This is a genomic window from Streptomyces sp. NPDC044033 (assembly GCF_056434425.1).
Genome location: NZ_JBWKFF010000003.1, coordinates 1 through 13591, shown reverse-complemented (window position 1 = coordinate 13591; position 13591 = coordinate 1). Strand labels below are relative to the sequence as shown.

Here is a 13591-nt window from a genome sequence, read left to right as displayed (position 1 = left end):
TTGAGGGCATGAGCCAGCCGGTCCGGCGCTTGAGGACGGCAACCCAGTCCGTCCGGCGTTTGAGGACGACCACCCAGTCCGTCCGGCGCTTGAGGACGGCAAGTCAGCCGGTCCGGCGCTTGAGGACGGATCAGCCCACCCGGCACTTGAGGGCGCGAGTCAGCCCGTCCGGCGTTTGAGGACGACGAACCGGCCGGTCCGGCGCTTGGGGACGGCAAGTCAGCCGGTCCGGCGCGTGAGGATGGACCAGCCCGTCCGGCGTTTGAGGACAACAAGTCAGCCGGTCCGGCGTTTGAGGACGGCAACCCAGCCCGTCCGGCGCTTGAGGACGAACGAACCAGCCCGTCCAGCGCCCGAGGACAAAGAAAGGGCGAGGTACGCCCTACGCGGAGTAGATGGCCTCGATGTCGGCCGCGAAGTCCTTCGCCACCACCCCCCGCTTCAGCTTCAGCGACGGCGTCACATGCCCCGACTCCTCGGTGAACTGCGTCGCCAGCACCCGGAACTCGCGCACCGACTCCGCCTTGGACACCGCGGCGTTCCCGTCGTCCACGGCCTTCTGCACCTCCGCCAGGAGCTCGGCGTCGGTGGCCAGGTCGGCGGCCGTCAGCCGTGTCGGGCGGCCGTGTTCGGCCAGCCAGCGCGGCAGGAACTCCTCGTCCAGGGTGATCAGCGCGGCCACGAACGGGCGTGCGTCGCCCACCACCATGCACTCGGCGACCAGCGCGTGCGCCCGGACGCGGTCCTCGATCACGGCGGGGGCGACGTTCTTGCCGCCCGCCGTCACGATGATCTCCTTCTTCCGGCCGGTGATCGACAGATAGCCGTCCTCGTCGACGGTGCCCAGGTCCCCGGTGTGGAACCAGCCGTCGGAGAGGGAGTCGGCGGTCGCCGTCTCGTTGTTCCAGTAGCCGGTGAACAGGTGCTCGCCGTGCAGCAGCACCTCCCCGTCGTCGGCGATGCGGACCACCGAGCCCGGCAGCGGCTGCCCGACCGTGCCGATCTTCTGCCGGTCCCACGGGTTGAAGGCGGTCGCCGCGCACGACTCGGTGAGCCCGTACCCCTCCAGCACCGCGAAGCCGATGCCGCGGTAGAAGTGGCCCAGCCGTTCGCCGAGCGGCGCGCCGCCGGAGATCGCGTGCGTGGCGCGGCCGCCGAGTACGGCCCGCAGTTTGCGGAAGACCAGCCGGTCGAAGATCTTGTGCCTGATCCGCAGCCCCAGCGAGGGGCCCTGCGGGGTGTCGAGGGCCCGGCTGTAGGCGATGGCGGTCTCGGCGGCCCGGTCGAAGATCTTGCCCTTGCCGTCGGCCTGCGCCTTGGCCCGCGCCCCGTTGTAGACCTTCTCGAAGACGCGCGGCACGCCCAGTACCAGCGTCGGCCGGAACGCGGCCAGCTCATCGGTGAGGTACTTGATGTCGCTGACGTGCCCCAGCTTGATCGGGGCCATCACCGCGGCCAGTTGCACCAGCCGGCCGAAGACGTGCGCGATCGGCAGGAACAGCAGGACCGCCGACTCGCCCGTGGTGAACAGCGGCTTCAGCCGCTCCACCACGTTGCCGACCTCCGCGAAGAAGCTGCGGTGGGTCAGCACGCAGCCCTTGGGGCGGCCGGTGGTGCCCGAGGTGTAGACGATGGTCGCGGGGGAGTCGGCGACCGCGAGGGCGCTGCGCTCGTCGACGGCGGCGTCGGTCAGCCCCTCCCCGGCGCCGCGCAGCCGTCCGATGGCGTCCCGCTCGATCTGCCAGATGTCCTTGAGGTCCGGCAGCCGGTCGCGTACGGACTCCACGGCGGCCTCGTGCGCCGGGGACTCCACCAGGCAGGCGACGGCGCCGGAGTCGCCGAGGATCCACTGGATCTGCTCCGGCGAGCTGGTCTCGTACACGGGGACGGTGACCGCGCCCGCGCTCCAGACGGCGAAGTCCAGCAGCGTCCACTCGTAACGGGTGCGGGACATCAGGCCCACCCGGTCGCCCGGCCGCACCCCGGAGGCGATCAGACCCTTCGCGGCGGAGCGGACCTCGGCGAGGAAGGCGGCGGCGCTCACGTCCTGCCAGCGGCCGTCGACCTTGCGGCCGATGACCGTCACATCCGGGCGCTGCGCGGCGTTGCGGCGGATCAGATCCGTCAGGTTTCCGTCCGCGGGGACCTCGTACAGGGCCGGAAGGCTGAACTCGCGCAAGACTGCTGCTCCTCGTCGGGCGCCGGCGCCGCTACGTCGTCGGGGGCGTCGCGCCGGCTGCGGTCCATGTCGGGCAGGGGATCGGACTGCCCGGACGTTACCCACCGGTATAGCCGTGGGATAGGGGTGACGCCCAGATGTTCGTTGCGTCACACGACGCGCCGCATGCCATGGGACTGCTCCTGGCAGACTAGTCCCTCCTTCCGGTGACCGGGAAGTAACCGCAGGTCGGGGACCTTCCGGCGGCGACGACATTCGGCCTAGGGTGATCCGTATGCGAGTCCATGTGGTCAGTGATGTACACGGCAACAGCACGGATCTCGCCAGGGCGGGCGACGGTGCGGACGCCCTGGTCTGCCTGGGTGATCTCATCCTGTTCCTCGACTACGCCGATCACTCCCGCGGCATCTTCCCGGACCTCTTCGGCGTCGAGAACACCGACCGGCTCGTGGAGCTGCGCACCGCCCGGCGCTTCGACGAGGCCCGTGACCTCGGCCGCAGGCTCTGGGGCGGCATAGACCGCGAGAGCGCCATCGAGACCGCCGTGCGCAAGCAGTACGCGGAGCTCTTCGCCGCCCTCCCCACGCCCACCTACGCCACGTACGGCAATGTCGACATCCCCCATCTCTGGCCGGAATACGCGGGCCCCGGCACCACCGTGCTCGACGGCGAGCGGGCCGAGATCGGCGGCCGGGTCTTCGGCTTCGTCGGCGGCGGGCTGCCCTCGCCGATGCGTACCCCGTACGAGGTCGACGAGGACGCCTACGCCGCGAAGATCGCCGCCCTGGGCGAGGTCGACGTGCTCTGCTCGCACATCCCGCCCGAGGTCCCGGAGCTCTGCTACGACACCGTCGCGCGCCGCTTCGAGCGCGGCAGCTCGGCCCTCCTCGACGCCATCCGCGAGCTGCGCCCGGACTACGCCCTCTTCGGCCACGTCCACCAGCCGCTCGTCCGCAGGATGCGGATCGGGGCGACGGAATGCGTCAATGTCGGTCACTTCGCGTCCACCGGCAGGCCCTGGGCCTTGCAGTGGTGAATCGGGGCACCCTACCTACGGTGAAGGCGCGGAAGGTGCGGGAGGCGCGGGCTCCGGCCGTCGCCCCCGGCCGCGCGGCACCGAGGCGCCGCCCGTCACGCTGAGTCGAGGGGCGGTCTGCCGTTCGACTCGCGCGCGGTAGCCTTCACCGGCAGGCACACCAGGCGGCGGACCGGTACGGAGGAGCCACGGAGATGGCGGAACACACCAGCTCAAGCATCACGATCGAGGCGGCCCCCAACGAGGTCATGGCGGTGATCGCCGACTTCGACCGCTACCCGGAGTGGACCGGGGAGGTCAAGGAGGCCGAGGTGCTGGCCAAGGACGACGAGGGGCGCGCCGCGCAGGTCCGGCTCGTCCTCGACGCCGGCGCGATCAAGGACGACCACACCCTCGCCTACACCTGGAGCGACGCCGCGGACACGGTCAGCTGGTCGCTGGTCAAGTCCCAGATGCTGCGCCAGCTCGACGGCTCGTACAGCCTGGCCCCGGCCGCCGGCGGCAAGCACACCGAGGTGACCTACCAGCTCACCGTCGACGTCAAGATCCCCATGCTCGGGATGATCAAGCGCAAGGCCGAGAAGGTCGTCATCGACCGCGCGCTGGCCGGCCTCAAGAAGCGCGTCGAGGGCGGCGGGACGCCCGACGCTCCCGCGCAGTAGCGCCGGACACCCCGGGCGGCGCGTCGGCCCTCGCGCAACGCCCCGTTCCCCCCCCATCACGGCACCTCCCCGCAGCGGGCGCCGCCCCCCCCGATCCACGCTCCCCACCGCCGGAGGCTTCTCGTGCGTACGGTCCTCGTCACCGGAACCGGCGGGGCGGGCCGCACCACCGTCGCCGCCGCCACGGCGCTCGCCGCCGCCCGCGAGGGCCGCCGGACGCTGCTGCTCACCGCCGACCGCGGCCCCGTGCCGGACGCGGTACTCGCCGCGGACCTCCCCGCCGAATCGTCCGGGCCCGCCGGAGAGATACCCGCCGCCCCCGGCCTGTGGGCCGCCCGCGTCGACGCCGACGCCCGCTTCCGCGGCCACGCCCAGGACCTCCAGGAGCGCGGCTCCTCCCTCTTCGACCTGCTCGGCGCGGCGCCCTTCGACGCCGAGGAACTGACCGAGCTGCCCGGCGCCGAAGCCCTCGCGATACTCGCCGCCCTGCGCTCCGCGCACGCCGACGGCGGCTGGGACCTGATCGTCGTCGACGCCCCGCCCGTACAGGAGACGGCCCGGCTGCTCGCGCTGCCCGAGCAGCTGCGCCGCTATCTGCGCCGCCTGCTGCCCGCCGAGAGGCAGGCGGCCCGCGCGCTGCGGCCCATGCTCGCCCAGCTGGTCGGCGTGCCGATGCCCGCCCAGAAGCTGTACGAGCACGCGGAGCGCTGGGAGAACGAACTCGCCGCCGTACAGGGCGTGATCGAGTCGGCCGCCACGACCGTGCGCCTCGTCCTCGAACCCGGGGCGCACGCCGCCGAATCGCTGCGCGCCGGCCGCGCCGGCCTCGCCCTCCAGGGCTGCCGCGTCGACGCCGTCGTCGCCAACCGGCTGCTGCCCACCGGCTCCGCGGACCCCTTCCTCGCCGCGCTCTCCGGCCGCCAGCAGACCGCGCTCAAGGAGCTCCACGAGGAGTACGCCGAGGACACGGCGACCGTCTGTGAACTGCCCCACCTGGGCCGCGACATCCACGGCCCGGACGACGCGGCGGAACTGGCCGGCCGGTGCGTCGCGACGGCCGGCGGCGACCTCGATGCCCCCGGGCTCGTACCCGAAGCCCCCGGGCTCGTCCCCGAGGCCGCCGGGCCGGAGGGCCGGGCCGCCGACCCGTGGACCGTCGAGGACCGGCTCACCGAGGACGGCGTGCTCGTCTGGCTGCTCCCGCTGCCAGGCGCCCGGCGCGAGGGCCTCGACCTGGTACGGCGCGGCGATGAACTCATCGTCAGCGCCGGCCCCTTCCGCCGCGTCCTGCCCCTGCCGTCGGCGCTGCGCCGCTGCGCCGTCTCCGGCGCGGGGCTGCGGGACGGCGTGCTGCGGGTGCGGTTCACCCCCGACCCCGCCCTGTGGCCCAAGAGCTTCTGAGCCGGTCGCGGCCCGCGCGGCGGGGCGCGGCGGTAAAGGCCACCGTGGTGCGCCGTTCGGGTAACGTCGAGAGGAACAGCAGCCTCGTCGCAGGAGTCCGCCATGAGCGATGCCACCGAGCGCCCCGTCGACGACAGGGCCGACCCCGACGCCTGGGAGAAGGCGTGCGCCGAGGACCTCGCCGAGGAGAAGGCACGCCGCCGCAGGCAGTACGGGCCGCCCCCCGGCTCCGCCGCCGAGGAACTGCGCAAGTTGGTCGACGCCGTGGCGGACAAGGTGTCCGGCATCGAACTGCCGCTCGCCGGGATGGTTGCCCAGGGGGCCGTACGGCAGCTGATCACGCAGGCGAAGAACGCCGTCGAGCCGGTGATCGAGCGCAACCCCGACGTCTTCGACCACCTGGCCGCGGCCGGTTCGGAGCTGCTCGCCGCCTACCGCTCCGCCGTCGAGAACCAGGAGCGGCGCTGGACCAAGGGCGAGGACGGCGAGGGCGGCGAAGGCGGCACCGAGCGGATCGACCTCGACTGACCGGAGGTCCGGGGCGGCTCTCCCGGTCCGGCCCGGAGGCCGGTCCCCCTCCGGTAACGTTGGCCCTGGCGGGGTTCGACCGAAAAACTGAGGGACACATGGGACTCACCATCGGCGTCGACATCGGCGGCACGAAGATCGCAGCCGGCGTGGTCGACGAAGAAGGGTCGATCCTCGCGACGTGCAAGGTACCGACCCCGCAGACCTCCGAGGGGGTCATCGACGCCATCGCGGAAGCGGTGCGCACGGTCAGCGCCGGGTACGACGTCGAGGCCGTCGGCATCGGAGCCGCGGGCTACGTGGACGACAAGCGGGCCACGGTCCTGTTCGCCCCGAACATCAACTGGCGCCACGAGGCGCTCAAGGACAAGGTCGAGCAGCGGATCTCGCTGCCGGTCGTCGTCGAGAACGACGCCAACGCCGCGGCCTGGGGCGAGTACAAGTTCGGCGCGGGCAAGGGCCACGAGGACGTCATCTGCATCACGCTGGGCACCGGCCTCGGCGGCGGCGTCATCATCGGCAACAAGCTGCGCCGCGGCCGGTTCGGCGTCGCGGGCGAGTTCGGGCACATCCGCGTCGTGCCCGACGGACTGCTGTGCGGCTGCGGCAGCCAGGGCTGCTGGGAGCAGTACGCCTCCGGCCGCGCCCTCGTCCGCTACGCACACCAGCGCGCCAACGCCACCCCGGAGAACGCCGAGATCCTGCTCTCCCTCGGCGACGGCACCATCGACGGCATCGAGGGCAAGCACATCAGCGCCGCCGCCCGCCGCGGCGACCCCGTGGCCATCGACTCCTTCCGGGAGCTGGCCCGCTGGGCCGGCTCGGGCCTCGCGGACCTGGCCTCGCTCTTCGACCCGTCGGCGTTCATCGTCGGCGGCGGCGTCTCGGACGAGGGCGACCTGGTACTCGACCCGATCCGCAAGTCCTTCCGCCGCTGGCTGGTCGGCGGCCAGTGGCGGCCGCACGCCCAGGTGCTCGCCGCGCGACTCGGCGGCGAGGCGGGGCTGGTGGGCGCCGCGGACCTGGCGCGGCAGGGCTGATCGCAGAGCTGGTCCATCCCGGCCCGTCCTGATGAGGCCGACTACTGACAGAGGCGATGCGATGCTCGCGGACCTGCCCGCTTCCCGTACCGAACCCGACGGTTCGGCGCTGGTCCGCGTGCTCAGCTACAACATCCGCTCCATGCGCGACGACACCGGGGCGCTGGCCCGCGTCATCCGGGCCTGCGCCCCCGACATCGTCTGCATCCAGGAAGCCCCCCGCTTCTTCCGCTGGCGCAAGGCCGCCGCCCGGCTCGCGCGCGCCACCGACCTGGTGTACGTCGGCGGCGGAGCCACCGCCTCCGGCCCGATGATCCTCTCCACGCTCCGGCCGCACGTGGAGCGCACCCGCGACATCCTGCTGCCCCGCACCCCGGGCCTGCACCAGCGCGGCTTCGCCACCGCCGTGCTCCGCTTCGGCCGGGCCCGCCTCGGCGTCCTCAGCTGCCATCTGAGCATGCGGGACGAGGAGCGGTACGGACAGGGCAAGCTGCTCCTCGACGAGCTGGCCGCCCTCGGCGTCCCGCACGCGGTGGCGGCCGGCGACCTCAACGACCGTCCCGACGGCCGCACCTTCGGCCTGCTGGCGGACGCGCTGCACGACGGCTGGGGCACCGAGCCCTGGGGCCGCGAGCACACCACCCGGCTGGGCGACCCCCTCCAGCGCATCGACGCCGTCTTCGCCACCGACGGCGTGGAGATCCTCGGCTGCGGCGTCCCCATGGGGCTGCCGGGCGTCGCCGAGAGCGATCTGCGGGCCGCCACGGACCACCTCCCCGTGCTGGCCGCGCTGCGGGTGCCGCCCGCGGAGTCCTGACCCCGGCCCGTACGGCCGTCATACCCGTACGGCTGTAATACAGGAGCGCCCGCCCGGAACTTCCGGACGGGCGCTCTCCCGCGTCGGGGCTCTCAGACGACCGCGCCGCGGCCCGGGTCGTCGTCCTCGTCGTCGCTGTCGTCCTTCATCCGCATGACCAGGGTGGCGAAGCCGCCGAGGAAGCCGCCCACGCCGAGCGTGGTGATCCACCAGGTGAGCTCCTGGCGGAGCAGGACCATGATGAGCAGCAGCAGGGGGCCGCCGAGGACCGTGAGCCAGGCGAAGCGGGCCGTGACGTCGACGGACGGCAGCGGCGGCGGCTCGGGCGGCACGAAGTGGCCCTCGTCCGGGCCCTCCTCGGCCGGAGTGTGGTCGCGGGGGCCCACGCCGGGGGCGTACACGATGAAGCCGCCCGCGGTCCGGCCGGGCTCACCGGCGCCGCCGGTCCGGTCCGGCCGGTTCACCTGGTTCGGCTGGTCCTGCTCGGGCAGCGCCGGGTCCGGTGCCTCCTTGACCGGTCCCTTCCGCTCGTCGTACGGCTCGTCGCCGCCCGTGGCGGGCCACCGGCCCGTGTCGGGGTCGGGCTGCTCCCCGTACGCGGCGACGAGCTCGGCCCACGCCGCCTCCTCGTCCAACGGCCCGGGCGCCGGCTTCGGCGCCTCGGCGGCGGGCGTGCCGGGCGGCGGCTCGCCGGGCGCCCCGGCGGGCGGCTCGTCCGCGCCCTTCGCGGGCAGGCCGTCGCCGCTCCCGCTCCCCGTACCGCTCAGCGGATCGCGCCCGTCCTCGCGATCCGCGTTTCGCTCAGCCACTGGCGGCCGTCCCCTCCTTGCCGGCGCCCTCGGCGGCGCTCTGGGCGAGCCGGCCGATGAACGCGTACGTCTCCTCGAAGATGAACTGCGCGTCGTAGTCGAGCGTCGCCACGTGGTAGCTGCGCTCCAGCAGCCGCTCCGTGACGTCCCGGGACGACACCCGGCCCAGGATGCGCGCCGAGTCGACCGGCGGCACCACATGGTCATCGGGGCTGTGCAGCAGCAACAACGGCTGGGTGACCTGCGGCAGTTGGGAGTCGACCAGCTGGAAGAAGCGGCGCAGCGAGTGCGCCGCGTGCAGCGGCACCCGGCCGTAGCCGATCTCCGGCGAGTCCGGCTTGGCGATGTCGCTGGCGATGCCCTTGACTGTACGGACCAGATGGCGCGTCACGGGCAGCGTCCGGGCGGCCAGCCCGTGCACCTTGTTGCCGGGGTTGACCAGGACGAGGCCGCTGACGTCGGCGGCGTGCTCGGCGGCCAGCCGCAGCGCCAGCGCGCCGCCCATCGACAGCCCGCACACGAAGACCTTCTCGCAGCGCTCACGCAGCGCCCGCAGCTCGCGGTCCACCTCCGCGTACCAGTCCTGCCAGCCGGTGACCTGCATGTCCTGCCAGCGCGTGCCATGGCCGGGCAGCAGCGGCAGGGACACCGTCAGGCCCCGCCGCGCCAGGTACTCGGCCCAGGGCCGTACGGACTGCGGGGAGCCGGTGAAGCCGTGACACACGAGGACGCCTACCTCTCCGCCTTCGTGGCGGAACGGCTCGGCTCCGGGGAGGAGCGGCACCGATGTCTCCGATCGGTAAAAGGGGGCGGGAGGGTCTGCACCTCAGCGTACGCGGAGCGCCGCACGGCGGGTAGGCAGGTAAGGTCTCCTCGTCGCATACAGGAGGTCCTCGGTTGTTCTACGGCGCTATGAAGCTGTCCATCGGCGGGTCGTTGAAGGTCGCCTTCCGGCCGTGGGTGGAGGGGCTGGAGAACATCCCCGACGAGGGCCCCGCGATCTTGGCCAGCAATCACCTGTCGTTCTCGGACTCCTTCTTCCTCCCGGCCGTGCTCCACCGAAAGGTCACCTTCATCGCGAAGGCGGAGTACTTCACCTCTCCGGGTGTCAAGGGAAAGCTGACCGCGGCCTTTTTCAAGGGCGTGGGGCAGCTCCCGGTCGACCGCTCGGGCGGCCGGGGCGCGGGGGACGCGGCGATCAAGAGCGGCCTGGAGGTGCTGGAGCGCGGCGAGCTGTTCGGCATCTACCCGGAGGGCACGCGCTCGCCGGACGGGCGGCTCTACCGCGGCAAGCCGGGCGGCCTGGCGCGGGTGGCGCTGGCCAGCGGGGCGCCCGTCATCCCGGTCGCGATGATCGATACCGAGAAGATCCAGCCGCCGGGCAAGGTGATGCCCAAATTGATGCGGCCGGGCATCAGGATCGGCGAACCGCTGGACTTCAGCCGCTATCACGGCATGGAGAGCGATCGTTTCATTCTGCGCTCGGTGACCGACGAGGTCATGTACGAGATCATGAAACTCGGCGGCCAGGAATACGTGGACATCTACGCGACGGCCGCCAAACGGCAACTCGCCGAGGCGAAGAAGGCCGCGGAGGAAGAGAAGGCCGTGAAGGCCAAGGGGGCCGAGACCGCGAAGGCGCGCAAGCCCGGGGCGTAGCCGCTCCCGGCGAGGGGTGGGGCAATGGCACAGGACAGGCGGGGGCCGCGGACGAAGCCGCCGCGCGTCATACGGATGTCGGTCGAGCTGCCGCTGTGGCGGGCGCTGACCGGCTACCGGATTCTGACGCTCTGCTACGCGCTCGCGCTCTTCATCGTCAACTACCGCGATTTCGCGCACCCGTTGGGCGCGGCCTGCTACATGGTGGGCCTCACCGGCTGGATGGCCCTGACCTGGAGCCGGACGACCTCCCAGGAGCGCTGCACCAAGCGGTTCCTGATCGCCGACCTCACCATCGCGCTGGGCGGCATCCTGCTCACCTCCGCCGTCGACTCCTGGGCCCGGATAGACGACGGAGCGCCCACCCTGCCCTCCATCTGGGTGGCCGGCGCGGTCCTCGGCTTCGCGATCAAGGGCGGCTGGCGCTGGGCCGCGGTCGCCTCCACCCTGGTGGCCGTCGCCAACCTCGTGGAGCGCGGCGGCGTGGCCCGCGACACCGTCCACAACGTGCTGCTGGTCTGGGTCGCCTCCATCGCCATCGGCTACATCGTCGAGGTGGCCCGGGCCAGTGAGCGGACCCTGGCCCGCGCCCTCCAGATCGAGGCGGCGACCCGCGAGCGGGAGCGGCTGGCCCGCGACATCCACGACAGCGTCCTCCAGGTGCTGGCCATGGTGCAGCGGCGCGGCGCGGAGATGGGCGGCGAGGCGGCCGAGCTGGGCCGGATGGCGGGGGAGCAGGAGATCGCGCTGCGCTCCCTGGTCTCCAGCGGGCTGGTGCCCGCCCACCGCACGCCCGAGCAGGAGGCCAAGGACGCCGAGCTGGTACAGGCCGTACGGTCGGCGGAGGTGCCGGTCGCGGCGCCGAACGGTGACGGCGGGCCCTGCGACGTACGGGTGCTGCTCGCGGTGCACGCCGGGGCGCGGGTCTCCTTCGCGGAACCGGGGGCGCCGGTGCTGCTCGGGGCCGGTGCGGCGGTGGAGCTGGCGGCGGCTGTCAGTGCCGCGTTGGACAATGTCCGCCAGCACGCGGGCGAGGCGGCGCGGGCCTGGATCCTGCTGGAGGACGAGCCGGGGGAGGTGCTCGTGACCGTGCGGGACGACGGCCCGGGCATCGCCGAGGGCCGGCTGGCGGACGCCGAACGGGAGGGGCGGATGGGCGTCGCGCTGTCGATCCGCGGGCGGCTGCGGGAGCTGGGCGGCAGCGCCGAGCTGGTGTCGGTCCCGGGGCAGGGCACAGAAGTCGAGTTGAGGGTTCCGCGGGGGAATGGAGGACGGCAGTGAGTGAGGGAGAGACGGTGAGTACGGCGGTGGACGAACGGCCGTTGAAGGTCATGGTCGTCGACGACCACCCGATGTGGCGGGACGCGGTCGCCCGCGACCTGGCCGCGGCCGGGTTCGACATGGTCGCCACGGCCGGGGACGGGCCGCAGGCGGTGCGCCGCGCGCAGGCCGCCGCGCCCGACGTGCTGGTCCTGGACCTCAATCTGCCCGGGATGCCCGGGGTGCGGGTCTGCCGGGAGCTGATCGGGGAGAACCCCGCGCTGCGGGTGCTGGTGCTCTCCGCGAGCGGTGAGCACGCCGATGTGCTGGAGGCGGTGAAGTCCGGGGCGACCGGCTATCTGCTGAAGTCGGCCAGCACGCAGGAGCTGGTGGAAGCGGTGCACCGGACGGCGGTCGGCGACCCGGTGTTCACGCCGGGCCTCGCCGGGCTGGTGCTCGGCGAGTACCGGCGGCTGGCCACCGACCCGCCGCCGGCCGCGCCCGACGAGCCGAAGGCCCCGCAGCTGACCGACCGGGAGACGGAGGTGCTGCGGCTGGTGGCCAAGGGACTCTCGTACAAGCAGATCGCGGAGCGGCTCGTCATCTCGCACCGCACGGTGCAGAACCACGTGCAGAACACCCTGGGCAAGCTGCAGCTGCACAACCGCGTGGAGCTGGTGCGGTACGCGATAGAGCGCGGCCTCGACGACGCGTAGCCGCCCCGCCGGGCCCGGCGGGGGCTCCGCCGGGCGCGCGGCGCCCGCGGGACCGGCCGCGCGGTTCCCCGCGCTCCTGACGGGCCGCCGCAGCCCGCTCGACCGCGCCGTGAGCCCCGCGCCCCGCACCCCGTGCCCCTTCGGAATCCGCTCGTACGAGTGAACGCCTCGGCTCAACTCGCCCCTGCGGACGGGGAATTCACCGATCGCACCACCCCATGTGGCCTGGATCACCATTAGCGTGACCGAGGTCGGGTCCCCGTGCGAGAAGGAGAAGATTCCATGCGGGTCGGAGTGCTGACCGGTGGCGGTGACTGCCCCGGGCTCAACGCGGTCATCCGCGCCGTCGTCCGCAAGGGCGTCCAGGAGTACGACTACGAGTTCGCCGGCTTCAAGGACGGCTGGCGCGGACCGCTCGAAGGCGCCACGGTCCCCCTCGACATCCCGGCCGTCCGCGGCATCCTGCCGCGCGGCGGCACGATCCTGGGATCGTCGCGGACCAACCCTCTCAAGGTGGAGAACGGCATCCGCCGGATCAAGGAGAACCTCGCCAAGTACGAGGTCGACGCCCTCATCGCGATCGGCGGGGAGGACACCCTCGGCGTCGCCGCCCGGCTCTCGGGCGAGTACGGCGTCAACTGCGTCGGCGTGCCCAAGACCATCGACAACGACCTCTCCGCGACCGACTACACCTTCGGCTTCGACACCGCCGTCAACATCGCCACCGAGGCGATCGACCGGCTGCACACCACCGCGGAGTCGCACATGCGCGTCCTGGTGGTGGAGGTGATGGGCCGGCACGCGGGCTGGATCGCCCTGCACTCGGGGCTCGCGGGCGGCGCCAACGTCATCCTCATCCCCGAACAGCGCTTCGACGTCGACCAGGTCTGCTCCTGGGTCACCTCCCGGTTCAAGGCCAGCTACGCCCCGATCGTCGTGGTCGCCGAGGGCGCCATGCCGAAGGACGGCGACATGGTCCTCAAGGACCAGTCGCAGGACTCCTTCGGCCATGTCCGGCTGTCGGGCGTCGGGGAGTGGCTGGCGAAGGAGGTCGAGCGGCGGACCGGCAAGGAGGCCCGTACGACCGTGCTCGGCCATGTGCAGCGCGGCGGCACCCCCAGCGCCTTCGACCGCTGGCTGGCCACCCGGTTCGGGCTGCACGCCATCGAGGCGGTGCGCGACGGGGCGTACGGCTCGATGGTCGCCCTGCGCGGCACGGACATCGTCCGCGTCCCGCTCGCCGAGGCGACCGCGAAGATCAAGACGGTCGCCCCCGAGCTGTACGCCGAGGTCGGCGTCTTCTTCGGCTGAGCGCGGGCCCGAGCCCGCGACCGGACCTGCCCCCGGGGACCGCCGGGCGGTGCCTTCGCACCGGCCCGGGGGGGGCGCGGGGACGGCCTTACGCACCGGGCGCCGCCACGAAAACGCCCCGCCCGAGGATCAGGCCGCTCCGCGTTGGCCCCTACTCCCGGGGGGGGTGTCAC

13 protein-coding genes are annotated in these 13591 nt (G+C 72.9%); 10 read left to right on the top strand and 3 right to left on the bottom strand.

All coding sequences use genetic code 11. The features are described 5' to 3' along the window. Positions 1-382 precede the first annotated feature (382 nt). The gene (locus AC07AB_RS07580) at positions 383-2179 is read right to left on the bottom strand and encodes an AMP-dependent synthetase/ligase (protein ID WP_478561663.1); all 1797 of its coding nucleotides are present in this window, start codon (positions 2177-2179) and stop codon (positions 383-385) included. 274 nt (positions 2180-2453) lie between these two features. Between AC07AB_RS07580 and AC07AB_RS07575 the strand changes: the two genes are divergently transcribed. The 6 genes from AC07AB_RS07575 (at position 2454) to AC07AB_RS07550 (ending at position 7663) form a co-directional block, all read left to right on the top strand. Then, the gene (locus tag AC07AB_RS07575) at positions 2454-3215 is read left to right on the top strand and encodes a metallophosphoesterase family protein (RefSeq protein WP_478561660.1); all 762 of its coding nucleotides are present in this window, start codon (positions 2454-2456) and stop codon (positions 3213-3215) included. 194 nt (positions 3216-3409) lie between these two features. After that, complete coding sequence (locus AC07AB_RS07570) at positions 3410-3877, top strand: SRPBCC family protein (RefSeq protein ID WP_478561658.1); 468 nt, start codon at positions 3410-3412, stop codon at positions 3875-3877. A gap of 123 nt (positions 3878-4000) precedes the next feature. Then, positions 4001-5278 (top strand): ArsA family ATPase, encoded by a 1278-nt coding sequence (locus tag AC07AB_RS07565; RefSeq protein ID WP_478561655.1) that lies wholly within the window; start codon positions 4001-4003, stop codon positions 5276-5278. Between the two features lie 102 nt (positions 5279-5380). After that, positions 5381-5806, top strand: coding sequence for a DUF5304 domain-containing protein (locus AC07AB_RS07560; RefSeq protein ID WP_478561652.1), 426 nt, complete (start codon positions 5381-5383; stop codon positions 5804-5806). Positions 5807-5904: 98 nt separating this feature from the next. Next, entirely contained in the window at positions 5905-6846 is a 942-nt protein-coding gene (locus AC07AB_RS07555; RefSeq protein WP_478561649.1) for an ROK family glucokinase, read from the top strand. 61 nt (positions 6847-6907) lie between these two features. Then, on the top strand, positions 6908-7663 hold the full coding sequence (locus AC07AB_RS07550) for an endonuclease/exonuclease/phosphatase family protein (protein ID WP_478561646.1): 756 nt from the start codon (positions 6908-6910) through the stop codon (positions 7661-7663). A 92-nt stretch (positions 7664-7755) separates the two neighbouring features. On the opposite strand, the gene AC07AB_RS07545 is transcribed toward AC07AB_RS07550, so the two are convergent. Together AC07AB_RS07545 and AC07AB_RS07540 are read right to left on the bottom strand one after the other, a co-directional pair. After that, entirely contained in the window at positions 7756-8472 is a 717-nt protein-coding gene (locus AC07AB_RS07545; protein ID WP_478561643.1) for a hypothetical protein, read from the bottom strand. Further along, on the bottom strand, positions 8465-9256 hold the full coding sequence (locus tag AC07AB_RS07540; protein ID WP_478561640.1) for an alpha/beta hydrolase: 792 nt from the start codon (positions 9254-9256) through the stop codon (positions 8465-8467). The genes AC07AB_RS07545 and AC07AB_RS07540 overlap by 8 nt, the downstream gene beginning before the upstream one ends. Positions 9257-9369: 113 nt before the next feature. Here AC07AB_RS07540 and AC07AB_RS07535 point away from each other — a divergent pair, with 113 nt between their 5' ends. The 4 genes from AC07AB_RS07535 to AC07AB_RS07520 all read left to right on the top strand — a co-directional run bounded on the left by AC07AB_RS07535 (position 9370) and on the right by AC07AB_RS07520 (position 13418). Next, complete coding sequence (locus tag AC07AB_RS07535) at positions 9370-10131, top strand: lysophospholipid acyltransferase family protein (RefSeq protein ID WP_478561637.1); 762 nt, start codon at positions 9370-9372, stop codon at positions 10129-10131. A 24-nt stretch (positions 10132-10155) separates the two neighbouring features. Further along, positions 10156-11412, top strand: coding sequence for a MacS family sensor histidine kinase (gene macS / locus AC07AB_RS07530; protein ID WP_478561634.1), 1257 nt, complete (start codon positions 10156-10158; stop codon positions 11410-11412). 50 nt (positions 11413-11462) lie between these two features. After that, entirely contained in the window at positions 11463-12107 is a 645-nt protein-coding gene (locus AC07AB_RS07525; protein WP_478562608.1) for a response regulator, read from the top strand. 282 nt (positions 12108-12389) lie between these two features. After that, positions 12390-13418 (top strand): 6-phosphofructokinase, encoded by a 1029-nt coding sequence (locus tag AC07AB_RS07520; protein ID WP_478561631.1) that lies wholly within the window; start codon positions 12390-12392, stop codon positions 13416-13418. Positions 13419-13591 lie beyond the last annotated feature (173 nt).

Coding starts and splice junctions, on each gene's coding strand:
- AC07AB_RS07560 (WP_478561652.1), top strand. CDS start 5,381: ATGAGCGATGCCACCGAGCGCCCCGTCGACGACAGGGCCGACCCCGAC.
- macS (WP_478561634.1), top strand. CDS start 10,156: ATGGCACAGGACAGGCGGGGGCCGCGGACGAAGCCGCCGCGCGTCATA.
- AC07AB_RS07525 (WP_478562608.1), top strand. CDS start 11,463: ATGGTCGTCGACGACCACCCGATGTGGCGGGACGCGGTCGCCCGCGAC.
- AC07AB_RS07550 (WP_478561646.1), top strand. CDS start 6,908: ATGCTCGCGGACCTGCCCGCTTCCCGTACCGAACCCGACGGTTCGGCG.
- AC07AB_RS07520 (WP_478561631.1), top strand. CDS start 12,390: ATGCGGGTCGGAGTGCTGACCGGTGGCGGTGACTGCCCCGGGCTCAAC.
- AC07AB_RS07575 (WP_478561660.1), top strand. CDS start 2,454: ATGCGAGTCCATGTGGTCAGTGATGTACACGGCAACAGCACGGATCTC.
- AC07AB_RS07555 (WP_478561649.1), top strand. CDS start 5,905: ATGGGACTCACCATCGGCGTCGACATCGGCGGCACGAAGATCGCAGCC.
- AC07AB_RS07570 (WP_478561658.1), top strand. CDS start 3,410: ATGGCGGAACACACCAGCTCAAGCATCACGATCGAGGCGGCCCCCAAC.